This window comes from Terrabacter sp. Root181 (genome assembly GCF_001428505.1).
In the GTDB taxonomy this organism is placed as follows: domain Bacteria; phylum Actinomycetota; class Actinomycetes; order Actinomycetales; family Dermatophilaceae; genus Terrabacter.
The window spans coordinates 833975-854784 of sequence record NZ_LMHU01000001.1; the positions used below are offsets into that span (position 1 = coordinate 833975).

General features: G+C 72.7%; 22 protein-coding genes and 1 pseudogene. 14 read left to right on the top strand and 9 right to left on the bottom strand.

All coding sequences use genetic code 11. The annotated features are described in order from the left end of the window. Positions 1–9: 9 nt before the first annotated feature. Positions 10–1284: a GNAT family N-acetyltransferase gene (locus ASD90_RS23330; protein ID WP_157622974.1), complete on the bottom strand. Its 1275-nt coding sequence runs from the start codon at positions 1282–1284 to the stop codon at positions 10–12. 130 nt (positions 1285–1414) lie between these two features. Here ASD90_RS23330 and ASD90_RS03855 point away from each other — a divergent pair, with 130 nt between their 5' ends. The 4 genes and pseudogenes from ASD90_RS03855 (at position 1415) to purL (ending at position 5481) form a co-directional block, all read left to right on the top strand. Further along, entirely contained in the window at positions 1415–2044 is a 630-nt protein-coding gene (locus tag ASD90_RS03855; protein WP_056751856.1) for a hypothetical protein, read from the top strand. A gap of 94 nt (positions 2045–2138) precedes the next feature. Further along, a pseudogene (gene purS, locus ASD90_RS03860) lies at positions 2139–2387 on the top strand (phosphoribosylformylglycinamidine synthase subunit PurS); the annotation flags it as partial. A gap of 101 nt (positions 2388–2488) precedes the next feature. Further along, positions 2489–3184, top strand: a complete 696-nt coding sequence (purQ, locus tag ASD90_RS03865; RefSeq protein WP_056751862.1) for a phosphoribosylformylglycinamidine synthase subunit PurQ — start codon at positions 2489–2491, stop codon at positions 3182–3184. Continuing rightward, positions 3181–5481 (top strand): phosphoribosylformylglycinamidine synthase subunit PurL, encoded by a 2301-nt coding sequence (gene purL, locus ASD90_RS03870; RefSeq protein WP_056751864.1) that lies wholly within the window; start codon positions 3181–3183, stop codon positions 5479–5481. The genes purQ and purL overlap by 4 nt, the downstream gene beginning before the upstream one ends. Positions 5482–5499: 18 nt before the next feature. On the opposite strand, the gene ASD90_RS03875 is transcribed toward purL, so the two are convergent. Both ASD90_RS03875 and ASD90_RS03880 read right to left on the bottom strand, forming a co-directional pair. Then, positions 5500–6246, bottom strand: a complete 747-nt coding sequence (locus tag ASD90_RS03875; RefSeq protein ID WP_056754390.1) for a spermidine synthase — start codon at positions 6244–6246, stop codon at positions 5500–5502. A gap of 68 nt (positions 6247–6314) precedes the next feature. After that, the gene (locus ASD90_RS03880) at positions 6315–7106 is read right to left on the bottom strand and encodes a GNAT family N-acetyltransferase (protein ID WP_056751866.1); all 792 of its coding nucleotides are present in this window, start codon (positions 7104–7106) and stop codon (positions 6315–6317) included. 22 nt (positions 7107–7128) lie between these two features. On the opposite strand from ASD90_RS03880, the gene ASD90_RS03885 reads away from it, so the two are divergent. The 6 genes from ASD90_RS03885 to purF all read left to right on the top strand — a co-directional run bounded on the left by ASD90_RS03885 (position 7129) and on the right by purF (position 12040). Further along, positions 7129–8010 carry an LLM class flavin-dependent oxidoreductase gene (locus ASD90_RS03885; RefSeq protein WP_056751868.1) on the top strand — a complete coding sequence of 294 codons (882 nt, stop codon included), beginning with the start codon at positions 7129–7131 and terminating at the stop codon, positions 8008–8010. A gap of 61 nt (positions 8011–8071) precedes the next feature. Continuing rightward, a complete protein-coding gene (locus ASD90_RS03890) occupies positions 8072–8452 on the top strand; it encodes a sterol carrier family protein (RefSeq protein WP_056751871.1) in 381 nt (126 codons plus the stop codon). Continuing rightward, positions 8449–8697, top strand: a complete 249-nt coding sequence (locus ASD90_RS03895; protein ID WP_056751874.1) for a hypothetical protein — start codon at positions 8449–8451, stop codon at positions 8695–8697. Before ASD90_RS03890 ends, ASD90_RS03895 begins: the two co-directional genes overlap by 4 nt. Further along, positions 8694–9878, top strand: coding sequence for a CaiB/BaiF CoA-transferase family protein (locus ASD90_RS03900; protein ID WP_056751876.1), 1185 nt, complete (start codon positions 8694–8696; stop codon positions 9876–9878). Before ASD90_RS03895 ends, ASD90_RS03900 begins: the two co-directional genes overlap by 4 nt. Continuing rightward, positions 9875–10435: an RNA 2',3'-cyclic phosphodiesterase gene (thpR, locus tag ASD90_RS03905; RefSeq protein ID WP_056751879.1), complete on the top strand. Its 561-nt coding sequence runs from the start codon at positions 9875–9877 to the stop codon at positions 10433–10435. The genes ASD90_RS03900 and thpR overlap by 4 nt, the downstream gene beginning before the upstream one ends. Positions 10436–10477: 42 nt before the next feature. Continuing rightward, entirely contained in the window at positions 10478–12040 is a 1563-nt protein-coding gene (purF, locus tag ASD90_RS03910; protein WP_056751882.1) for an amidophosphoribosyltransferase, read from the top strand. A 24-nt stretch (positions 12041–12064) separates the two neighbouring features. On the opposite strand, the gene ASD90_RS03915 is transcribed toward purF, so the two are convergent. After that, positions 12065–13003: a hypothetical protein gene (locus ASD90_RS03915; RefSeq protein WP_056751884.1), complete on the bottom strand. Its 939-nt coding sequence runs from the start codon at positions 13001–13003 to the stop codon at positions 12065–12067. 201 nt (positions 13004–13204) lie between these two features. Between ASD90_RS03915 and purM the strand changes: the two genes are divergently transcribed. Next, entirely contained in the window at positions 13205–14335 is a 1131-nt protein-coding gene (gene purM / locus ASD90_RS03920; protein WP_056751887.1) for a phosphoribosylformylglycinamidine cyclo-ligase, read from the top strand. 314 nt (positions 14336–14649) lie between these two features. Here the strand turns inward: purM and ASD90_RS03925 are convergent, their stop codons facing one another. Continuing rightward, positions 14650–14844 (bottom strand): DUF3073 domain-containing protein, encoded by a 195-nt coding sequence (locus ASD90_RS03925; protein WP_020142456.1) that lies wholly within the window; start codon positions 14842–14844, stop codon positions 14650–14652. 385 nt (positions 14845–15229) lie between these two features. On the opposite strand from ASD90_RS03925, the gene ASD90_RS22815 reads away from it, so the two are divergent. After that, positions 15230–15421, top strand: coding sequence for a BldC family transcriptional regulator (locus ASD90_RS22815; protein ID WP_045191048.1), 192 nt, complete (start codon positions 15230–15232; stop codon positions 15419–15421). Positions 15422–15522: 101 nt separating this feature from the next. On the opposite strand, the gene ASD90_RS03930 is transcribed toward ASD90_RS22815, so the two are convergent. After that, positions 15523–15990, bottom strand: coding sequence for a hypothetical protein (locus ASD90_RS03930; RefSeq protein WP_056751890.1), 468 nt, complete (start codon positions 15988–15990; stop codon positions 15523–15525). A 137-nt stretch (positions 15991–16127) separates the two neighbouring features. Here ASD90_RS03930 and ASD90_RS03935 point away from each other — a divergent pair, with 137 nt between their 5' ends. Next, the gene (locus ASD90_RS03935; protein ID WP_056751892.1) at positions 16128–16571 is read left to right on the top strand and encodes a VOC family protein; all 444 of its coding nucleotides are present in this window, start codon (positions 16128–16130) and stop codon (positions 16569–16571) included. On the opposite strand, the gene ASD90_RS23900 is transcribed toward ASD90_RS03935, so the two are convergent. Together ASD90_RS23900 and ASD90_RS03945 are read right to left on the bottom strand one after the other, a co-directional pair. Continuing rightward, positions 16568–17035 carry a nucleotidyltransferase domain-containing protein gene (locus tag ASD90_RS23900; protein WP_056751895.1) on the bottom strand — a complete coding sequence of 156 codons (468 nt, stop codon included), beginning with the start codon at positions 17033–17035 and terminating at the stop codon, positions 16568–16570. The two genes, ASD90_RS03935 and ASD90_RS23900, sit on opposite strands and share 4 nt — an antisense overlap. Before the next feature lie 28 nt (positions 17036–17063). Beyond that, on the bottom strand, positions 17064–18698 hold the full coding sequence (locus ASD90_RS03945; RefSeq protein WP_235506374.1) for a CdaR family transcriptional regulator: 1635 nt from the start codon (positions 18696–18698) through the stop codon (positions 17064–17066). Positions 18699–18841: 143 nt separating this feature from the next. Here ASD90_RS03945 and ASD90_RS03950 point away from each other — a divergent pair, with 143 nt between their 5' ends. Beyond that, positions 18842–20110, top strand: coding sequence for an FAD-binding oxidoreductase (locus ASD90_RS03950; protein WP_056751897.1), 1269 nt, complete (start codon positions 18842–18844; stop codon positions 20108–20110). Between the two features lie 70 nt (positions 20111–20180). Here ASD90_RS03950 and ASD90_RS03955 read toward each other — a convergent pair whose 3' ends face one another. Continuing rightward, positions 20181–20753, bottom strand: coding sequence for a DM13 domain-containing protein (locus tag ASD90_RS03955; protein WP_056751899.1), 573 nt, complete (start codon positions 20751–20753; stop codon positions 20181–20183). Positions 20754–20810: the final 57 nt, after the last annotated feature.

Here is a 20810-nt window from a genome sequence, read left to right on the forward strand (position 1 = left end):
CCCCCCGGCTCAGGCTTCGACGCCCGCCGTGCTGTCGAGGACGGCGCGGCTGGTGCGCACGACGAAGGCACGGACCTCCTCGAACCGACCCTTCTCGTCGTCCGAGCCCCCGGCGTACCACCAGTCGCCCGCCCACCGGACGAGGTCGGCCTCCTCCGGCCGCGCCGAGGCGAACTCGTCCGCGGCCGCCCGCTTCGACAGCTGCTCGCCTCGGACCAGCGCGCACCACGCTCGGCACAGCGAGAGCACCGAGTACGACTGGGCGCCAACGGTCGTCATCCCCTCGACCCACGTCGGCCAGTCGCGCACGTGCTCGATCAGAGCGTCGCGCGCGGTCTGTGCCGACACGGTCGGGAGCGCTTCGGCGGCCGTCGGCCCCACCAACGCCCGACCCGACCCACGAACCGTCGCCCAGGTGACGACGCGGTGCGACGTCGCCGGCAGGAGGTGCGGCGCCTCGCCGGGGCTGATCCGCATGATCGAGTCGGTCCGTGAGCCCTCCGGTCCGTCTGGCGGGCCGGACGCGTACGCCTCGACCGTCGAGCGTGCGACGGTCTCGACCTCGATGCGTCCTCGCCATGCCGGGTGCCGCTCCTCGAGCGCTGCGTGGACCGGTGCGACCGCCGCGAGCATCGCGTCGTCGGGTGGCCGCGCGACGACGGCGAGCAGGTCGAGGTCGCTGCGCGCGGGCGAGAAGTCGCCGGCCACGAGCGAGCCGTGGGCGTAGAGGCCCAGCAGGTCATCGCCGAGCGCGGAGCCCAGTCCGGTCGCGAGGTACTCGAGCACCGCGAGCGGCCCGACCGCGCGGCGCATGACGACGCGTCGTCCCAGGGCGTCCAGCCCGAGCCGCCGCTCCGCGTCCCGAAGTGCGCGGAGCTGCGGACCGAGGTCGGTGAGCTCGACGAAACCGTTCCGGGCGTAGAAGGGGGCATTGAACGGCACGTCGGCGAACGTGCACAGCGTCACGGTCTCGCACCCCTGGAGTGCCGCCCACGTCGCGGCGGCCTCGACGAGCGCGGTGCCGACCCCTCGACGTCCTGCCGCCGGGTGCACGGCCAGCTGCTCCAGGTGGGCCTGCCCGTCGACGCGTTCCATCCGCGCGAAGCCGATGGCGGGGTCCCCGACGACGAGGACCGCCGCTGCCCGAGCGAGCTCGTCCGCGGTCGTCGTGACCGGCGGCAACGGTCCGATGCCCTGCGCGGCGAAGAGGCCGTCGGCGGCCGCCTCGAGGACGGGCAGCCCGTCGAGGTCGCGGGGGAGCGCGGGGCGGACGACATGGGGCACCCGGCCACCCTGCCAGCCCGTCCCGGGCGTTGTCGTATGCGTGTGCGCGCCTCAGCGAGCACGCGCGGCGGGCGCCGGGCCGGGCGGCATACGCCATCGGCCGGGACGGCCGCTGTGGCACGCTGGGCGCATGACCGAGCCCGTCGCCGACGCCCTCTCCGACGTCCCCGTCGAGCGCTACCTGCTGCGCCAGAAGCTGACCATGATGGTCAACCGCTACGAGATCGTCCGACAGGACGAGTCCGGCAAGGAGCTCGGCCTGCTCTGCTTCGCCGAGCAGAAGCGGATGGCGGCCAAGGAGCAGGTCACCTTCTACACGGACTCGGCAAAGACGCACCCGCTGTTCGGGTTCAAGGCCCGCAAGCGCATCGACCTCAGGTCGACCTACGACGTCACGGACAGCCAGGGTCAGCCGATCGGCTGGTTCAGGAAGCAGTTCACCGCCTCGCTCGTGAACTCCACGTGGCTGCTCGGGCTGCCGGACGGACGCGAGCTCGTCGGCCGCGAGCGCAACGCGAAGGTCGCCGTGGCGCGCCGGCTGTGGGACGTGGTCCCCGTCCTCGGCGACCTCCCCGGGCCGTTCCTCTTCCACTTCGACTTCGTGACACCGGACGGTGCCGTCGGGCTCAGCTCGACGAAGAGGGCCGGAGTCAAGGACGTCTACCACGTGGCCCTCCCGGCGCTGGCCGACGGCAAGCCGATCGACTGGCGCGTCGGCATGGCGATGGCGGTCGCGCTCGACGCCCTGCAGTCCCGCTGAGACATTGTCAAGGTGCCCTCGTGGCGCCCGATAGACTCGGGCCGTCCCGCGGGGACGCCTCCACCCCCCACCAGCGCAGGGAGAAGCACCACTGATGGGAAGCATCGTCGTCGACGTCATGCTCAAGCCCGAGATCCTCGACCCCCAGGGACAGGCCGTCGGTGGCGCCCTGCCGCGGCTCGGGTTCAACGGTTTCACCGACGTCCGCCAGGGCAAGCGCTTCGTGCTCACCGTCGACGGTGACGTCACGGACGAGCACCTCTCCGCCGCCCGCGAGGCCGCCGAGACCCTCCTGTCCAACCCCGTCATCGAGGACGTCGTCTCGGTGCACGTGGTCGACGAGAGTGAGCAGGACGAGAGCGAGTCCGGCGAGAGCGAGTCCGGCGAGACGGGCCAGGCCGACGAGACCGACGGCGAGTCGCGCGAGGCGGAGGACGACGAGCAGTGAGGGTCGGCGTCGTCACGTTCCCCGGCTCGCTCGACGACCGTGACGCGGCGCGTGCCGTGCGGGAGTGCGGCGGCGAGGCCGTTGCGCTCTGGCACGGTGACGCGGACCTCAAGGGCGTCGACGCGGTCATCCTGCCCGGAGGCTTCTCCTACGGCGACTACCTCCGGTGCGGCGCCATCGCGCGCTTCGCGCCGGTCATGGACGCCCTCGTGCCGGCTGCCCGGGGCGGCCTGCCCGTCCTCGGCATCTGCAACGGCTTCCAGGTGCTCACCGAGAGCCACCTGCTGCCCGGCGCGCTGATCCGCAACGACCACCGCAAGTTCAACTGTGTCGACCAGCGGCTCGTCGTCGAGAACGCCTCCACCGCATGGACGTCCGACTTCGAGGCCGGCCAGGAGATCACCATCGTCCTCAAGAACGGCGAGGGCGGTTTCGTCGCCGACGAGAAGACGCTCGACACGCTGGAGGGTGAGGGGCGGGTCGTCTTCCGCTACGTCCCCGACGCCGAGGGGCGCAACCCCAACGGCTCCTACCGCCACATCGCCGGCATCACCAACGAGCGCGGCAACGTCGTCGGCCTGATGCCGCACCCGGAGCACGCGGTCGAGGAGGGCTACGGCCCGAGCCTCGACGGTCGCGGCTTCTTCACCTCGATCATCAAGCAGACCCTCGAGAGCGCAGCCACCGCATGAGCGACATCCAGACCGCGCCCCTGCTCGACACCGTCGAGCACGCCGCGTCGACGCCCGACGTCGAGCAGCCGTGGGCCGAGCTCGGCCTCAAGGTCGACGAGTACGCCAACATCCGCGAGATCATCGGGCGCCGTCCGACCATCGCCGAGCTCGCGATGTACTCCGTCATGTGGAGCGAGCACTGCTCCTACAAGTCGAGCAAGATCCACTTCTCCCTGTGGGGCGAGAACACCACCGACGAGATGCGCGAGAAGCTCCTCGTCGGCATCGGTGAGAACGCCGGCGTCGTCGACATCGGTGACGGCTGGGCGGTGACGTTCAAGGTCGAGTCGCACAACCACCCGTCCTACGTCGAGCCCTACCAGGGCGCCGCGACCGGGGTCGGCGGCATCATCCGCGACATCATGTCGATGGGTGCCCGCCCGATCGCCGTCATGGACCCGCTCCGCTTCGGCAACCTCCACCACCCGGACACCCAGCGCGTCCTGCCGGGCGTCGTCGCGGGCGTCGGTGGCTACGGCAACTGCATCGGTCTGCCCAACATCGGCGGCGAGGTCGTCTTCGACGACTGCTACCAGGGCAACCCGCTCGTCAACGCCCTCTGCGTCGGCGCCATGCGGGTCGAGGACATCCACCTGGCCAGGGCGTCCGGTGTCGGCAACAAGGTCATCCTCTTCGGCGCCAAGACCGGCGGCGACGGCATCGGCGGCGTCTCCGTGCTCGCGTCAGAGACGTTCGACGAGGGTGGCCCGACCAAGCGCCCCGCCGTCCAGGTCGGCGACCCGTTCGCCGAGAAGGTGCTCATCGAGTGCTGCCTCGACCTCTACGCGGCCGGCGTCGTCGACGGCATCCAGGACCTCGGCGGTGCCGGGCTCTCCTGTGCCACCAGCGAGCTCGCCTCCAACGGCGACGGCGGCATGCAGGTCGAGCTCTCGCTCGTCCCGCTGCGCGACGCGAGCCTGCAGCCGCAGGAGATCCTCATGTCGGAGTCGCAGGAGCGCATGATGGCCGTCGTCGAGCCGAAGCACCTCGACGAGTTCATGGCCATCACCGAGAAGTGGGACGTCGAGGCCACCGTGATCGGTGAGGTCACCGACGGCGACCACCTCGTCATCACCTGGCACGGCGAGGTCATCGTCGACGTGCCGCCGCGCTCGGTCGCCCACGAGGGCCCGACGTACGACCGCCCACTGGCCCGGCCGGCATACCTCGACGGTCTCAACGCGGCGGGCACCGCCGAGCTGGCCAAGCCCGAGTCGGGCGACGAGATCCGCGCCCAGCTGCTGACGCTCCTCGGTTCGCCCAACCTCTGCGACAAGTCGTGGATCACCGACCAGTACGACCGCTACGTCCTCGGCAACACCGCGCTCGCCCAGCCCGACGACTCGGGTGTCGTGCGCGTCGACGAGGAGACGGGGCGCGGCGTGGCGGTGTCGACCGACTGCAACGGCCGCTTCGCCAAGCTCGACCCGTATGCCGGTGCCCAGCTCGCGCTCGCCGAGGCCTACCGCAACGTCGCCACGGCCGGGGCCGCCCCGCTCGCCGTCACCGACTGCCTCAACTTCGGCTCGCCCGAGGACCCGGGCGTCATGTGGCAGTTCCGCGAGGCCATCCGCGGCATCGCCGAGGGGTGCCGGTTCCTCGGGATCCCCGTCACCGGCGGCAACGTGTCGTTCTACAACCAGACCGGCGACGTCGCGATCCACCCGACCCCCGTCATCGGCGTGCTCGGGGTCATGGAGGACGTCTCCAAGCGGTCCGGCTCGGGCTTCCGCAGCGACGACGCGCACGTCTACCTCCTCGGCACGACGCGCGACGAGCTCGACGGGTCCGAGTGGGCGCACGTCATCCACAAGCACCTCGGTGGACTCCCGCCGATGGTCGACCTCGCGGCCGAGCAGTCCCTCGGCCGGGTGCTCGTCGAGGCGGCCCGCACCGGTGTCGTCGAGGCGGCGCACGACCTGTCCGAGGGTGGGCTCGCCATCGCGCTCGCCGAGGCGTGCATGCGCCACGGCGTCGGCGTGACGGTCGACGGGCTCGACCAGGTCGGTGCCGACGCGGAGGGCAACCCGCTCGACGCGTTCACGGCGCTCTTCTCCGAGTCGAGCGCCCGGGCCCTCGTCGCGGTGCCCGCCGGTCACGCCGCCGAGTTCGAGGCGATGCTCGGAGAGGTGCCGCACGCCCGCATCGGTGTCACGGGTGGACGCGACCTCGAGGTCGTCGGCCACTTCTCCGTGTCCGTGGCGGAGCTGAAGTCGGCGCACGAGTTCACGCTCCCGGCGGTCTTCGGCGCCTGAGCGACCGACCTCACGGTCTCAGCGAGCCCGCCACCTCCCCGCCTCGGGAGGTGGCGGGCTCTGCATTCCCGTGTCGTCGAAGGGCCTCGCGCCGGCGAGCAGCCGTGTCAGGGCGGGCCCCTCACGCAGGCCGGTCGGGAGGTTGGCGCGAGCGACGTCGCGGCGCAGTGCCTCCAGCGGCAGCGGGGACGCGCTGGCGAGGAGCACCGAGTTGCCGAACCGACGACCCTTGAGCACCTCGTGCGTCGCGACGAGCGCGACGTGGGGCAGGCTCGTGGCCACGGTCGCGACGACCCTTGCGACCCAATGCATTCCGGGCTCGTCGGCGAGGTTCCAGAGGGCGAGGCCCGTCGGCTTGAGCACCCGTGCGACGTCGCGGGCGTATGCCGTCCCGACGAGCTCCGCGGGCACGCGGCCTCCGGCGTAGGCGTCGGTCACGACGACGTCGGCGGAGGCGTCCTTGAGCGCTCGGACGCCGGTCAGCCCGTCGACGGGGCGGACACGGATGCGGTGCCGGCGGGGGAGCGGGACCTCGCGACGGACGAGCTCGGTGAGGGCCTCGTCCGGCTCGCACACGATCTGCGGCGACCCCGGGCGGGTGGCCTCGACCCACCGAGGCAGCGTCAGCCCCGCCCCGCCGACGTGCGTGACGCCGAGCGGACCCGGGGGCATCGAGTCGATGGCGATCGCGAGGTGCTGGACGTACTCGAAGACGAGGAGGGTCGGGTCGTCGGGCTGGACGTGCGACTGAGGGGACCCGTCCATGTGCACCGTGACGCCGCCGCGCTCGTCCCACTCGAGCGAGACGTGCTGCGCCGCAGGCGATCCCGCGCTCACGCGAGGTCCAGGACGAGCGTGCGCTCCTCGCCGTAGCGAGTGAAGCCGATCCGCCGCAGGATCGGCGACGACGTGTCGACGACCCCGTGGGTGAGGGCCAGCGTCGCCCCGGCGGCGCGAGCGGTGTCGAGGCGGGCGGCGAGGACGGCGCGGTAGGCCCCACGGCCACGCAAGGTGCCGTGGGTCCCACCGCCCCAGAGACGGCATACGTCGTCGGCGAGCGTGTAGCCGCCCGTGCCCGCGGGACGTCCGTCGACGTAGGCCACCCAGCGTCCGCCGGAGTCGTCGTCGAGACCGCGCTCGACCTCGGCCAGCGACGAGGCGACCTGTTCGTCGGTCGGCTCCTCGCCGCCGAAGGCGTCGTTGCCGACGACGATCGCGTCGCGCACCGTCTGCGCGTCCGTCACCCGGCGGACCTCGACGTCGTCGGGCACCGCCAGGTCGGGCACGCCGCTTCCGAGCGGCAGGGCGAGGACGTCCATCCGGTCCACGAGCGTCGCGCCGCGCCGGACGAGCTCGGGCTCGAGCCCCTCGGGGCGCGTGAGCTCCGAGAGCCGCCACCAGAGGCGGTCGCGGCCGAACCGCTGTGCGATCTCGGCGATCTCGTCGGCGAGCTCGGAGGCGTCGCGCTCCGATCCGAAGACGCGCGCCGACGTCGGCGTCAGGAAGTGGTCGGGATAGGCGACGACGAGGTACTCGTCGTTCCGCACGTGAGGTGCGCCCTCCGGCACCCACGACCACTCGTTCGAGGCGGCGAGCACGGCCTCTGCGTCCCAGTTCGTCGTCACCCCGACAGGCTACGGTCGTGGCATGCGATTCGGTCTGGCGATCCTGCCCGAGCACCCGTGGTCCGATGCCGAGCCCATGTGGCGCGAGGCCGAGCAGATGGGCTTCGACCATGCCTGGACCTTCGACCACGTGACGTGGGGCGGGCTTCCCGAGTCACCGTGGTTCGCTGCGGTGCCGACCCTCGCCGCGGCCGCCGCCGTCACCGAACGCATCGGGCTCGGCACCTTCGTCTCCTCGCCCAACAACCACCACCCGGTGCAGTTCATGCGCGAGGTGCTCGCCCTCGACGACATCTCCGGCGGGCGTTTCCTCCTCGGCATCGGCACGGGCGGCGACCTCGACTCCCGCATCACGGGCGAGGACCTCCCGTTGCGCGACCGCGTCGCCCGCTTCCACGAGTTCACCGGCCTGCTCGACCGCCTCCTCCGTGACGACCACGTCACCGTCGACGGCCGTTTCTACGCCGCCCGCGACGTGCGCACCCTCCCGGGACCGGTCCGTGGTGGCGACACCGGCAGCCGGGTGCCGCTCGTCATCGCGGCCAACGGACCCAGGTCGATCGCCCTCGCCGTCGAGCGTGGCGACGGGTGGATGACCTATGGCGGCAACGCCGACACCGACGAGGAGTGGTGGGCGCTGGTGGCCGGCCACAGCCGGCGGGTCGACGAGGCGCTCGACGCGGCTGGTCGTGACTCCGACGGCTTCACCCGCTACCTCAACCTCGACTCCGCCCCGACCTTCTCGCTGTCGAGCGCCGCGACGTTCGAGCAGGCCGTGGGTCGCGCGGCCGACCTGGGCTTCACCGACGTCATCACCCACTGGCCACGCCCGACCGAGCCGTTCCTCGGCACGCGTGACGTCCTCGACGAGGTCGTCGCCGACGTCATCCCGCGCCTGCGCTGACGGCCGGGCATGGTCCCGGGGCCCCTGCTCGTCGTCGGCGGCCGCGGATAGCCTGCGAGGTATGCCGCCACGCCGCCGTACTCCTGTCGCCGAGGGCCATGCCGCCCTCGTCGCCTGCCGCGAGGCCGGCTGGGCCGCCGACCGCCGCACCACGGCGACGGCGGTGCGCTACACCCTCGAGGAGCTGGCGACCATCGCACCCGGTCGGACCGTCGAGGTGCGCGTGCCCCCGCACGGGGCCGTGCAGTGCATCGAGGGGCCGGTCCACACGCGCGGCACCCCGCCCAACGTCATCGAGACCGATGCTGCGACGTGGCTGCGCCTCGCCGTCGGCGACCTGGCGTGGGAGTCGGCGCTGGACGGTGCGCTCGTGCGGGCGAGCGGCCAGCGGGCCCACCTCGACGGCCTCCTGCCGCTCACCTCGCTTAGGCTGGACTCGTGACCCAGCCCTCGCCGACCACCCGCCCCGAGCGTCCCCGTATCCCGAACTTCAAGCGCTTCCTCATCACCGGCGCCGTCCTGGGCTTCATCGTGGGCGCGGCCGTCTCGATCCTGGGCGACGAGGTGCAGGGCTACACGACGACCACCGGTGCTCTCTACATCGGCGCCCTGGGTGCCTTCCTCGGCACCGGCCTCGCCGGCGTGCTCGGCATCCTCCTCGACCGGTCCGGTCGCGACCAGTCGTGACCCCGCCGGCCGGCGACGGTGAGGGCGCCACGGGCGCACGCCCGGGACCGCTCGCCGGCGTCCGCGTCGTCGAGCTGGCCGGCATCGGTCCCGCGCCGTTCGCGGCGATGCTCCTCGCCGACCTGGGCGCCGACGTCATCCGCGTCGACCGCCCCGGCGAGCCCTCGCTCCCGGTGCCGCTGCCGCCGGAGTCCGACCTGCTGCGCCGGGGCCGCCCCTCCGTCGCCCTCGACCTCAAGCACCCCGACGGGCTCGCGACGACGCTCGACCTCGTCGAGCAGGCCGACGTCCTCCTCGAGGGCTACCGCCCCGGCGTGGCGGAGCGCCTCGGTCTCGGTCCCGACGACTGTCTCGCCCGCAACCCCCGTCTCGTCTACGGCCGGATGACCGGCTGGGGCCAGGACGGCCCGCTCGCGCACTCGGCCGGGCACGACATCGGCTACGTCGCCGTCACCGGTGCCCTGCACGCCATCGGCCGGGCGGGTGGACCTCCGCAGGTCCCGGTCAACCTCGTCGGCGACTTCGGTGGCGGGGCGCTCTACCTCGTCGTCGGTGTCCTCGCCGCCCTCCTCGAGGCCCGCACGAGCGGCCGCGGCCAGGTCGTCGACGCCGCGATCGTCGACGGCACGGCCCACCTGTCGTCGCTCGTCGTCGGGCTCGCCTCGGCCGGCCTGTGGTCCGACCGGCGCGGCACCAACCTCCTCGACACCGGCGCCCCCTTCTACGACGTCTACGAGACGAGCGACGGCGGCTGGCTGGCGGTCGGCCCCCTCGAGCCGGCCTTCTACGCCGAGCTCCTGCACCTGCTCGACCTCACCGACGCCGCGCCCGACCGCCTCGACCCCGCCCAGTGGCCCGCCCTGCGGACCCTCCTCGCCGACGCGTTCCGGACCCGGACCCGCGACGCGTGGACCGCCGTCTTCGAGGGCACCGACGCGTGCGTCGAGCCGGTGCTCAGCTATGCCGAGGCGCCCGCGCACCCGCACCTCGCGGCCCGCGGCACCTACGTCGAGCACCACGGCATCGTCCAGCCCGCCCCGGCGCCGCGCTTCTCGCGCACGCCCGCGGTCCTCGGCGCCCCTCCGTCCACGCCCGGTGCCGACACCCGCGCCGCCCTCGCCGCCTGGGGCGTCGACGACGTCGACGCGCTCATCGCCTCGGGCGCCGCGTTCGCGCCATGAGGCTCTTCGTCGCCGTCGTCCCACCCGACGGCGTCCTCGACGACCTCGAGGAGCACGTCGGCCCGCGCCGCGAGGCCGGGCCCGAGATCCGCTGGACCGACCGCCACCAGTGGCACGTCACCCTCGCCTTCCTCGGCGCCGTCCCCGAGGCACGCCTCGACGCCCTGACCGAGGCGCTCGCCCGGTCCGCCGTACGCCGTGACCCGCTCGTCCTGCGGCTCGCCGGAGCCGGCGCCTTCCCGAACCCGTATGCCGCCCGGGTCCTCTGGGCAGGCATCGAACAGGTGCGCGGTGACCTCGGGAAGGTGGCGGGCGGCATACGCCATGCGTCGACGTCGGCAGGGGCGACGCCCGACGGCACGCGCTTCCACCCGCACCTGACGCTCGGTCGCTTCCACCGCGCCACCGAGGCCACCCGCTGGATCCGTGCGCTCGACGCGTGGGAGGGGCCCGCCTGGCGCGTCGACCACCTCGCGCTCGTCGAGTCGCACCTCGGCGAGGGACGGGGACGTCGACCGCGCTACGAGGTGCTCGCGGAGCTGCCGCTGCGGTCCTGAGCCGCGGACGGATCGCCCATCGGCGTGTGCGACACTGGCGCTGTGGCACGTGGCGACGGTCGTTTGAACCATGACCTCATCCCCGGCGAGAAAGGCCCGCAGGACGCCTGCGGGGTCTTCGGCGTCTGGGCTCCCGGAGAGGACGTCGCGAAGCTGACGTACTTCGGGCTCTATGCGTTGCAGCACCGCGGGCAGGAGTCGGCCGGCATCGCGACCGGTGACGGCGAGAAGATCCTCGTCTACAAGGACATGGGCCTCGTGTCGCAGGTCTTCGACGAGACCGCGCTCAGCTCGCTCCGTGGCCACATCGCCATCGGCCACACGCGCTACTCCACGACCGGCGGCTCCACCTGGGAGAACGCCCAGCCCACCCTCGGCGGCACGGGGCACAGCACGCTGGCGCTCGCCCACAACGGCAACCTCATCAACACGGTCGAGCTCAAGGCCCTCGTCGACGAGCACTTCGGCGGCACCCGCATCACCGGCGAGCTGGCCCGCGGCAACACGTCCGACACCGCCCTCGTCACGACACTGCTCGCGGCCGACGAGGACCGCACGCCCGAGCAGGCCGCCCTCGAGCTGCTGCCCAAGCTCAAGGGCGCGTTCTCCTTCGTCTTCATGGACGAGACGACGTTGTATGCCGCCCGCGACCCGTGGGGCGTGCGTCCCCTCGCGCTCGGCCGCCTCGAGCGGGGCTGGGTCGTCGCGTCCGAGACCGCGGCCCTGCAGACGATCGGCGCGGCCGTCATCCGCGAGGTCGAGCCGGGCGAGCTCATCGTCATCGACGAGGACGGCCTGCGCTCGCACAAGTTCGCCGAGCCGCAGCCCAAGGGCTGTGTGTTCGAGTACGTCTACCTCGCCCGCCCCGACGCCGTGATCCGCGGCCGGGTCGTGCACGAGGCCCGCGTCGAGATGGGCCGGGTCCTCGCGCGCGAGCACCCGGTCGACGCCGACCTCGTCATCGGTGTCCCGGAGTCGGGTGTGCCTGCGGCCGTTGGCTACTCGCAGGAGTCGGGCATCCCGTTCGGCCAGGGCTTCGTCAAGAACGCCTACGTCGGCCGCACCTTCATCCAGCCGTCGCAGACGCTGCGCCAGCTGGGCATCCGGCTCAAGCTCAACCCGCTCGAGCACACGATCCGCGGCAAGCGCCTCGTCGTCGTCGACGACTCGATCGTGCGCGGCAACACCCAGCGCGCGCAGATCCGGATGCTCCGCGAGGCCGGGGCCGCCGAGGTGCACGTGCGCATCAGCTCGCCGCCGGTGCAGTGGCCCTGCTTCTACGGCATCGACTTCGCGACGCGTGCCGAGCTCATCGCCACCGGCCTCGGTGTCGAGGAGATCCGCGCCTCGATCGGCGCCGACTCGCTCGGCTACATCTCCGAGGAGGGGATGATCGGCGCGACCAACCAGCCCGCCGACGAGCTGTGCTCGGCCTGCTTCACCGGGAAGTACCCCATCGAGCTGCCCGAGGACGGCCGGATCGGCAAGCACGTCCTCGAGACGCTGCCGCTCACGGTGCGCACCGGCCACGACCGCTCCGTCGACGTCGAGGGCGTCAGCCTCGGGGTCGGCCTCGGCGGCGAGAGCGCCCTCCAGCACCCCTGACCCGCGGTTCGATGTATTCCACGATCACCGGTGACCGTGAGATACATCGAACCGGCAGCGTGAGGGATGGTGCCCCGCCGCGACCTGCTGCAGGAACAGCTCGGCTTCGAGCCGCAGTCCGACGACGCTGATGCGGAGCACCCGATCACCCGCCAGGACGAGGGCGTTCTGGCGAAGGTTGTCGAGCATGACGTTGAGTCCGGCTCTGTGCTGCGCGCCGTCGATCTCCACCACGAGGTCGCAGCAGCTCCACCGGACATCGAGGTAGATGCGTCCTCGAGGGCCGCGCCGGACCACTTGGCGGTCGGGCTCCGGCAGGCCCTTGAGGCGGCACAGCCGGGCGAAGTCGAGCTCACCCAAGGACTCGACGCCGAAGGCGATGTCCCGCACGACTCCGCGCACGAACGCGCGACGGGTTCTGCCACGGACCTCACGTTGTGCCCGGGCCAGGACACGGGGCGTCGTGAGGTCCTGCTGGACAGCCATGAGCAGCACGAGCGCCGCCTGACGGTCGGACACGGCCCAGTGTGCGGCTCGGATGGCCGCGACGGCAGGGCGCACCCGAGGCAGGCCCACGCCCACGACCTCGTCGGGAACGCGGCGGATCACCTTGTGCACCGTCACGCCATCGACGACCGAGGTGTTGTGGTGGTGCCTGGCGGAGACGTGGATGCGGTCGTCCTCGTAGCCCTTGAGGCCTGCAGCCTGCAGAGCGGTCGCGCCGTCGATGGCCGCGATCGCCTCCCCGACCTCCCACACGCCGCGCCAGCGACGAGCGACGACGTCGAGCGGTGCAGTGTGGACCGCCACGGTCTGCCTGCCGTGCATCTGCCAGCGGCCCGACTCGACGGCTCGGCGCACGTGGGTCTCGGTCATGCCCGCGGCATACAGCTGTCGGCGGGATGCCACGCCGCCCTGCGCCTCGGCGATGCGGCGAGCGAGGAGAAGTCGTTCGCGGTCCATGGCCCGAGGCTCGCCGCCGTCCGCCGCGCCGTCACCAGGGCGGCACGCTTCTGTGGATGAGCGCCACGACCGGCCGGGACCTGTGGACGGTCCCCTGGTTCGATGTATGGCGCGGTCACGGGCGACCGTGGAATACATCGAACCGGGGAGGGGTCGTGGGGGTGGGGGAGGGGTGCTCGTGGCGCCGGTAGGCTGGGGCGTGTGAGCGATGCCCCCATCACCTATGCCTCGGCCGGAGTCGACGTCGAAGCAGGTGACAAGGCCGTCGAGCTGATGAAGGCATCGGTGCGGCGCGCCACCAGGCCCGAGGTCGTCGGCGGACTCGGCGGCTTCGCCGGCATGTTCGACGCGAGCGCGATCGCCCGGATGACCCGGCCGATCCTCGCCACGAGCACCGACGGCGTCGGCACCAAGGTCGCCATCGCCCAGGCCCTCGACGTGCACGACACCATCGGCTTCGACCTCGTCGGCATGGTCGTCGACGACATCGTGGTGTGCGGGGCCGAGCCGCTCTTCATGACCGACTACATCGCCACCGGCAAGGTCGTGCCCGAGCGCATCGCCGCGATCGTCGGCGGAATCGCCCGCGCGTGCGAGGAGGCCGGCGTCGCCCTCGTCGGCGGCGAGACCGCGGAGCACCCCGGGCTGCTCGAGCCCGACGAGTACGACGTCGCCGGCGCCGCCACCGGCGTCGTGGAGTATGCCGCCGTGCTGGGTCCGCAGCGCGTCGCCGACGGTGACGTCGTGGTGGCGCTCGCCAGCAGCGGCCTGCACAGCAACGGCTACAGCCTCGTGCGGCGCGTCGTCGCCAGCGCCGGCTGGCAGCTCGACCGCCACGTCGACGACTTCGGCCGCACGCTCGGCGAGGAGCTGCTCGAGCCGACCCGCATCTACACCAGGCCGCTGCTCGAGCTGATCGCCGCCGACGGCGTCGACGTGCACGCCCTGAGCCACGTCACCGGTGGTGGGCTCGCCGCGAACCTCGCACGGGTGCTCCCGACCGGCACCTTCGCCCGCGTCGACCGCTCGACGTGGACGCCTCCGGCCGTCTTCCGCACGGTCCAGGACCTCGGGCGCGTGCCGCAGGCCGACATCGAGCGCACCCTCAACCAGGGCATCGGCTTCGTCGCCGTGCTGCCCGAGGCCCAGGCCGAGCGCGCCATCGAGCTGAGCGAGGCGCGCGGCATCCGTGCGTGGCGTCTCGGCGACGTCGCCACCGAGGAGCGGGCGCACGCCGACGGGCTCGTCGCGGGCGACGTCGAGATCGTGCGGGGGGCCAAGGGCGTCGACGGGGGCGCCGTGCAGGTCGTCGGGCAGCACCCGACCGCCTGAGGCCCGCCACCGCGGCACCTTCAGCGGTCTCCGTTCACTGGTCACGGTCCACGCCCCTCGCGTGCGGGACCGGGCGACCCGGCGCACCCGGAACACTCCAGACCCGGCGACACGGCATACCCCGCGTGACACGGCAGACCCCGGGTACGACGAAGCCCGCAGCGCCCCGGGGGGTGTGCGGGCGTCGATGCGTCCCCCGACGGGACCCCGGACACGCGTGCCCGGGACGTCGGCTGCCTCGAGGGCAGCACCGATCGCACGCCGGGTGTGAACACCCGACGCACGAGGTGCAGACGGAAGAGGGAAGGGAGAGCTCAGCGCCCGCCCGAAGCCCACTTCCCGTATTCGTCGTACTCGTCGTCGTCGACGGATCGTGGCTGGTTGGACACGTCGCGTTGCGACGGCCCGTGCAGCTCACGCTCCAGCGCGCTCAAGTCCGTGTCAGGTGTGTAGTACTTGAGCTGCCGTGCGACCTTGGTCTGCTTGGCTTTGGCTCGGCCGCGCCCCATGGCGTGACCCCCTCGTGCGTCGTGCCGGGACGGCATCGCTCCTCGGAGAACCGGGTGGCTCTTCGATGTCCGCGTAGCGGCCCCGGGAATGTGTGTGTTCTCGTGGTGCTAACGCTACATGAGTGAGGCAAATCCCGCGCCTGCCGCACCCCCTCGACCGGCGGCGCGTCGCGACTCGGCCGGCCAGGGTGCACCCTGCTGTCACCGCGCGGCCCGGTCGATCCCCTCGTCGTATACACCCGGTGTCTCGGAAGCGGGACGATTTGACTCTTTTCAGTGTTTAACCGCCATTCGAACGGCCGAGACTTTACCCTTGCTTTACTGAGCCCCGATTGGGGCGCATGCGTGTCGCTGCACCTAGCGACAGGGTGGTGGGGATATGACAATGACGACTCAGGATCGACATGAGACCGAGAAGCTGCTGACTCCTGCCGAGGTTGCGGCCCTCTTCCGGGTGGACCCGAAGACGGTCACTCGCTGGGCCAAGGCAGGAAAGCTGACTTCGATCCGGACCCTTGGTGGGCACCGGAGGTATCGCGAGTCAGAGGTGCGCGACCTTCTGGGTGGCGGACACTGACTTCGGGGACATTTGGGGGGTAAACCGGTCAGATCGTCGGGGGAGGAACACCACACGGTGTCCCTCCCCCGACTGCTACCCCCGGTTGCGCTGGGAGCCGCTCAGCCCTGACCGTGGGGGACAGGGTTGACCGTGCACACGAAGTACTTCACGACGCCGCCGTCGACCAGGGCTCCGGCGTCGATGGCGGCCTGCACCTCGTCGGCGGCGTCGAGCACGCCGTCACCGTCGTGGTCGCCGGCGGCCAGCGCTGCGGCATACGTGCCGGTGAGCGACACGGCGTGCACCTGCCAGCGCCCCCCGTTGAAGCCGGGGTCACCCGGCGCCGCGGTCGCGACGCTGCGCTGCACGGCGCCGAAGCTGTAGATCGTGTCCCACGACTGCGCGGGTGCGCCCGTGCCGCTGAGGTCGGTCGGCGTCGCGACCGTCCGGTAGAGCTGGTGGTCGACGTAGAACGCGGGACCCGAGACGCGTCCTGCGTGGGCGGAGGTGCCCGCGACGAGGGCTGGGAGGGCGACCGCGGCGACGCCCAGCGAGCGAAGGATCCCGCGAGTCAGCTTGTGAGACATGGCTTTCCACCTTTCGTCCGGTCACCCTGACCGGCTCACCCCCGAGTCAAGACCCGCGAGGGCCCGCACTCCATGACGTAGGGGTTATCCGGTCCTTACGGCTCGGCGACGTCGGTGGGGCGTCCTATCGTGGCGGGATGACGACCCCACCCGAGATCACCGCCATCACCCTCGGCGTCCGTGACGTCGAGCGCTCACGGGCCTTCTACGTCGACGGGCTCGGCTTCCGCTCCGTGCTCCATCTCCCCGACATCACCTTCGTCCAGGGCGCCCCCGGGCAGCTGCTCGCGCTCTGGGACGTCACGCAGATGCCGAGCGAGTACGGCGACGTCGCGCACGGCTCGTCCGCGCCGCCCGTGTCGCTGGGCCACAACGTCACCGAGGTCGGGCAGGTCGAGGCGTTGTATGCCGCCGCGCTGGCTGCCGGTGCGACCTCCGTCTCGGCCCCGACCGAGCGCGAGTGGGGCGGGGTCAGTGCGTGCGTGGCCGACCCGGACGGCTTCCGGTGGGACCTCGTGCACAACCCGAACTTCCGGGTGGACGAAGACGGCACGGTCCACCTGGGCGAGGCGCCTGCCTAGGCGCCCCCCCGTACCCCGTCCAGGCGAGCCCGCCACGGATGGTCGGCCGGCTGGGCGTCGACGACCCGCCGGAGCACCGCGACCTGGGCGGCACCGAGCAGGGGGAGCGCGTGCTCGCGGACCCAGATCTGGCCGGAGTCCTCTGGCACGTCCCGTCCCGGCCGCAGGTGCAGCAGGCCCGAGTCGCCGGCGGACCACAGGTGCCAGTGCCGCTCGAGGTGGGCCCGGATCGCGCCGACGTCGCGACGGAGCACCGAGACGTCGATGTCCTCGTGGTCGCGGGCGACCCCGGTGAACGCCTCGACGGCCCACCCGCCGGCCACCCACCACGGCACCCCGAGGCCACGGAGCAGCTCGCGGACCTCGACCGGGGTCCAGGAGCGTTGCGGGCCGTAGATGCGCTCGAACTCGGCCGGTGCGAGCCACTGCTGCCCGCCGGTCGTCACCGCGTCCTGCTCGTCCACGACCCCACGCTAGCGGCGGCGGCCCGTCTCAGTGGCCGAGCGCGCGCAGCTGCAGGCGCAGGGCCAGCCGGGTCTCGGGGTCGTGCAGGTCGAGGTCGACGACGTCCGACAGCCGCTGCATCCGGTAGCGGAGCGTGTTGGGGTGTACGTGGACGCGCGCCGCGGCCGCCCGTGGGTCTCCCGGATGGTCGAGCCACGCGGCGACCGTCTCGAGGTATGCCGTGTGGTGGGCCTCGTCGTGCTCGCGCAGGGCGGCGACCGGACCGAGCAGCTCCTCGGTCCAGATGCCGCCGAGGGCGCGGGCGTTGGTGACGGCGGCCCAGGCGTCCTCGACCGTGGTCGTCGTGCCCGTGACCCGACCGACGTCGCGCAGGCGCTGCACCTCGGTGGCCTCGCGTCGCGACCGGTCGAGGTCGACCGTCCGGGAGACCCGGCCCCCGGCGCTCGCCGTGGCCGTCGGGGTGACCCCCGCGACCTCCTCGACGACGCCGAGCAGCCACTCCCACGTGCCCGGGGAGGCGTCGCCGGGCACGTCGCGCACGAGGGTCAGGGCGACGCCGTCGAAGATCGCGAGGAGCGGCTGGCGCCAGGACCGGCGGCGCGCGGCCGACTCCCACACGTCGAGCTCGCGTTCGGTGTCGCGCGGTGCGGCCTCACGGGTGGGGTCGGTGCGGGCGCGGTGGGCGCCGGCGAGCACGACGACCCGCCACGGTGCCGCCGGCAGCCAGCCCTCGGCCTCGAGCGTGTCGCCGCTGAGGACGGCTCGCAGCCGGTCGGCCGAGACCCGTCGGGCGAGGTCTGCCTGCGAGCGCAGACGCAGCAGGTGCAGGGCCACGACCGAGGCGGTCTGGGCGAGCGAGCCCATGACCTGCTCCGGTGGCTCCTCGTCGACGACGGCCCAGATCGAGCCGAGCCACTCGATGCCGGCCCGCACCGGGACGACGACGCGGGCTCGCAGGCCGCGACCGGCAGGGACGAAGAAGGGCTCGTCCGAGCGGGCCAGCCGACGGAACACCCCTCGTCCGCGGAGGTTGGCCATGACCTCGTCGGGCACGCGGCGTCCGACGATCGTCGAGACGCGCGCGGGGTCGGCGACATCCTGGGTCGAGGAGTAGGCGAGCACCCGCGACTGGGTGTCCTCGATGGTGATCGGGGCCGCGACGAGGGCCGCGCACGCGTCGGCGAGCGCGAAGAGCTCGTCGAGCACTGGACCCTCGGCGCGCAGGGCCGGCCCGCTCGCGGCGCGGTCGAGCACGCCCCGCAGCAGCCACACGACGTGCGCCCACGAGGCGTGGTCGGCGAGCTCGACGAGGCTGACGCCGAAGCGGGCCGCCGCGGCGCGGACCTGCGGGTCGCGCGCGGCGGCGCGTCTCAGCACGACGGCGCCGGTGTCCACCGCGGCGGCGCCCTCGAGCAGCGCTGCCGCCTCGGCCGGACGCTCCACCCCGACGCCGAGGAGCAGGTCGCCGGCCTGGCCGAAGACGCCGGAGCCGGGCTCGGCGAGCGTCACGTCGTCGACGGCCGGACCGCCGACGTCGACGACGACCGTGAGCAGGCCGCCCCCGAGGGTGCCGACGAGCTGCGCGATCGGCAGGCCGACCGGTGTGGTCGAGGAGGTACGGGTCGCAGAGCGCCGCTTCGAGCGCGACGGGGCGGACGGCATACAACCATTGTGACGGTCTTTAGTGCTCTCAGCACAACAGACGGAGGAAACGTTGGCTGTGCAGCACCACGGGGGCGGCGGCTGGCGCCGCCACCATGGAGACAAGGCACCACCTCGAACAGACAGACCCAGGAGTCGATCGCATGTCCGCTGTGACCCCCGCCGGTACCCCCGCCCCCGAGCGCGTCGCCGTCGTCGGCGCCGGCATGGTCGGTCTCGCCACCGCCTGGTTCCTCCAGGAGCGCGGCGTCGAGGTCACCGTCATCGACCGCGACGGTGTCGCCGCCGGTGCGTCCTGGGGCAACGCCGGCTGGCTGACGCCCGGCATCGCGACGCCGCTGCCCGAGCCCGCCGTGCTGAAGTACGGCCTGCGCGCCGTGCTCAGCCCCAGCTCGCCGGTCTACGTGCCGCCGAGCGCCCGACCGGACTTCCTCCGCTTCGTCACCGGCTTCACGCGCCACAGCACCATGACGGCGTGGAAGAAGGCCATGGGCGCCCTCGTGCCCGTCAACGACCTGTCGCTGCAGAGCTTCGACCTCCTCAAGGCCGGCGGGGTCGACGCCGACACCTACGAGGCGAAGTCGTTCACGGCCGCCTACCGCACGGCCGAGGAGCGCCAGACCCTGCTCGAGGAGATCGAGCACATCCACGCCTCGGGCGGCGACATCACCTTCGACGTTCTCACCGGCGACGAGGCCCGCGCCATCGAGCCGGCCCTCTCCGGCGAGATCGGCGCCGCGATCGTGCTCCACGGCCAGCGCTTCATCAACCCCGGCGCCTACGTCGCCGCGCTCGCCGACTCGGTCACGGCTCGTGGCGGCAAGATCGTCACCGGCAGCGCCGTCCAGCGCATCACCGACACCCCGACCGGCGTGCTCGTCACGAACGACTTCGGCCAGGCCGAGCACTACGACTCCGTCGTCGTCGCGACCGGCGCATGGCTCGGCAAGCTGGCTCGCGAGTTCGGCGTCAAGCGCGTCGTCCAGGCCGGCCGCGGCTACTCCTTCAGCGTCGCCGTCGACGACCTGCCCAACGGTCCCGTCTACTTCCCGGCCGAGCGCGTCGCCTGCACGCCCGTCGGCGACCGCCTCCGCGTCGCCGGCATGATGGAGTTCCGCCGGCCCGAGGCCGCCCTCGACCCGCGCCGGATCCAGGCCATCGTCGAGTCGGCCCGCCCGCTGCTCCAGGGCGCCGACCTCGACCACCGCCAGGACGAGTGGGTCGGCTCGCGTCCCTGCACCGTCGACGGCCTGCCGCTCATCGGCGCCTCGCGCAACCCCAAGGTCTTCGTCGCCGGCGGTCACGGCATGTGGGGGATCACTCTGGGCCCCGTGACCGGTCGCCTGCTCGCCGAGCAGATCGTGACCGGCCGTGCGCCCGAGCAGCTGGCCCCCTTCAACCCGCTGCGCTGAGTCGCTGCCGGAGGCGGCCGCCGCCGGACCCCTCAGTGCGGCGGCAGCCGTCACCCGTGCTTCGGAGGCGTCACGCCGATCGGATGGGAGCCGATCCGAAGGCGACGTCGAAGCGGTCGCACCAGATGACGACGGAGGTGAGCTCCGTCAGGTCGGTGCCGGCCGGGACGGCGTAGTTCTGGTTGCCGTCCGTGGCCTTGAGCGCGCCGAGGGGGACGGACTGCCCGTCGTCGTAGCGGTGCCAGTCGTCGTCCCCGGCCGGCTGGTCGGTGAGCCAGACCACGACGTCCGGGCCGTCGCTCGTCGAGAACCCCTCGAGGCGCACGACGCGTGAGCCGTCGGCCAGCTCGAGCACGCGGGCGGTGCCGGACGTGGCGTGCTCCCCGTCGACGAAGCGACCCTCGCCGAGCACGCGCGGAGCCGCTGCCGCGGCCGAGGGCGTATGCCGTCCGGTCGCGGCCGCGCTCCCCGTGGCCGTGCCGCTCGGGCCGGGGCTCTCGGCGGAGACCGCGGTGGCGGTCGGCAGCGCCTCGTCGACGGTGCTGCGGGTGAGCAGCCGCCATGGCTGGAAGAGGGCGAGCGCGACGACGAGCCCGACGACGGCGGTGACGACGGCGGCGGCGATCCAGGGGCGTCGGTTCATGCGTCCAGTGGACCGGTCGCGCGCCGCCGGCACCAGGACGCGACCCTTACGAAACGG

What these genes read in the sequence shown, in the direction of transcription:
- ASD90_RS03855 (WP_056751856.1), top strand. Translation starts at nt 1,415, where the DNA reads ATGACCGAGCCCGTCGCCGACGCCCTCTCCGACGTCCCCGTCGAGCGC.
- purL (WP_056751864.1), top strand. Translation starts at nt 3,181, where the DNA reads ATGAGCGACATCCAGACCGCGCCCCTGCTCGACACCGTCGAGCACGCC.
- ASD90_RS03875 (WP_056754390.1), bottom strand. Translation starts at nt 6,246, where the DNA reads ATGGACGGGTCCCCTCAGTCGCACGTCCAGCCCGACGACCCGACCCTC.
- ASD90_RS03885 (WP_056751868.1), top strand. Translation starts at nt 7,129, where the DNA reads ATGCGATTCGGTCTGGCGATCCTGCCCGAGCACCCGTGGTCCGATGCC.
- ASD90_RS03890 (WP_056751871.1), top strand. Translation starts at nt 8,072, where the DNA reads ATGCCGCCACGCCGCCGTACTCCTGTCGCCGAGGGCCATGCCGCCCTC.
- thpR (WP_056751879.1), top strand. Translation starts at nt 9,875, where the DNA reads ATGAGGCTCTTCGTCGCCGTCGTCCCACCCGACGGCGTCCTCGACGAC.
- ASD90_RS03915 (WP_056751884.1), bottom strand. Translation starts at nt 13,003, where the DNA reads ATGGACCGCGAACGACTTCTCCTCGCTCGCCGCATCGCCGAGGCGCAG.
- ASD90_RS03925 (WP_020142456.1), bottom strand. Translation starts at nt 14,844, where the DNA reads ATGGGGCGCGGCCGAGCCAAAGCCAAGCAGACCAAGGTCGCACGGCAG.
- ASD90_RS22815 (WP_045191048.1), top strand. Translation starts at nt 15,230, where the DNA reads ATGACGACTCAGGATCGACATGAGACCGAGAAGCTGCTGACTCCTGCC.
- ASD90_RS03930 (WP_056751890.1), bottom strand. Translation starts at nt 15,990, where the DNA reads ATGTCTCACAAGCTGACTCGCGGGATCCTTCGCTCGCTGGGCGTCGCC.
- ASD90_RS03935 (WP_056751892.1), top strand. Translation starts at nt 16,128, where the DNA reads ATGACGACCCCACCCGAGATCACCGCCATCACCCTCGGCGTCCGTGAC.
- ASD90_RS03945 (WP_235506374.1), bottom strand. Translation starts at nt 18,698, where the DNA reads ATGCCGTCCGCCCCGTCGCGCTCGAAGCGGCGCTCTGCGACCCGTACC.
- ASD90_RS03950 (WP_056751897.1), top strand. Translation starts at nt 18,842, where the DNA reads ATGTCCGCTGTGACCCCCGCCGGTACCCCCGCCCCCGAGCGCGTCGCC.
- ASD90_RS03955 (WP_056751899.1), bottom strand. Translation starts at nt 20,753, where the DNA reads ATGAACCGACGCCCCTGGATCGCCGCCGCCGTCGTCACCGCCGTCGTC.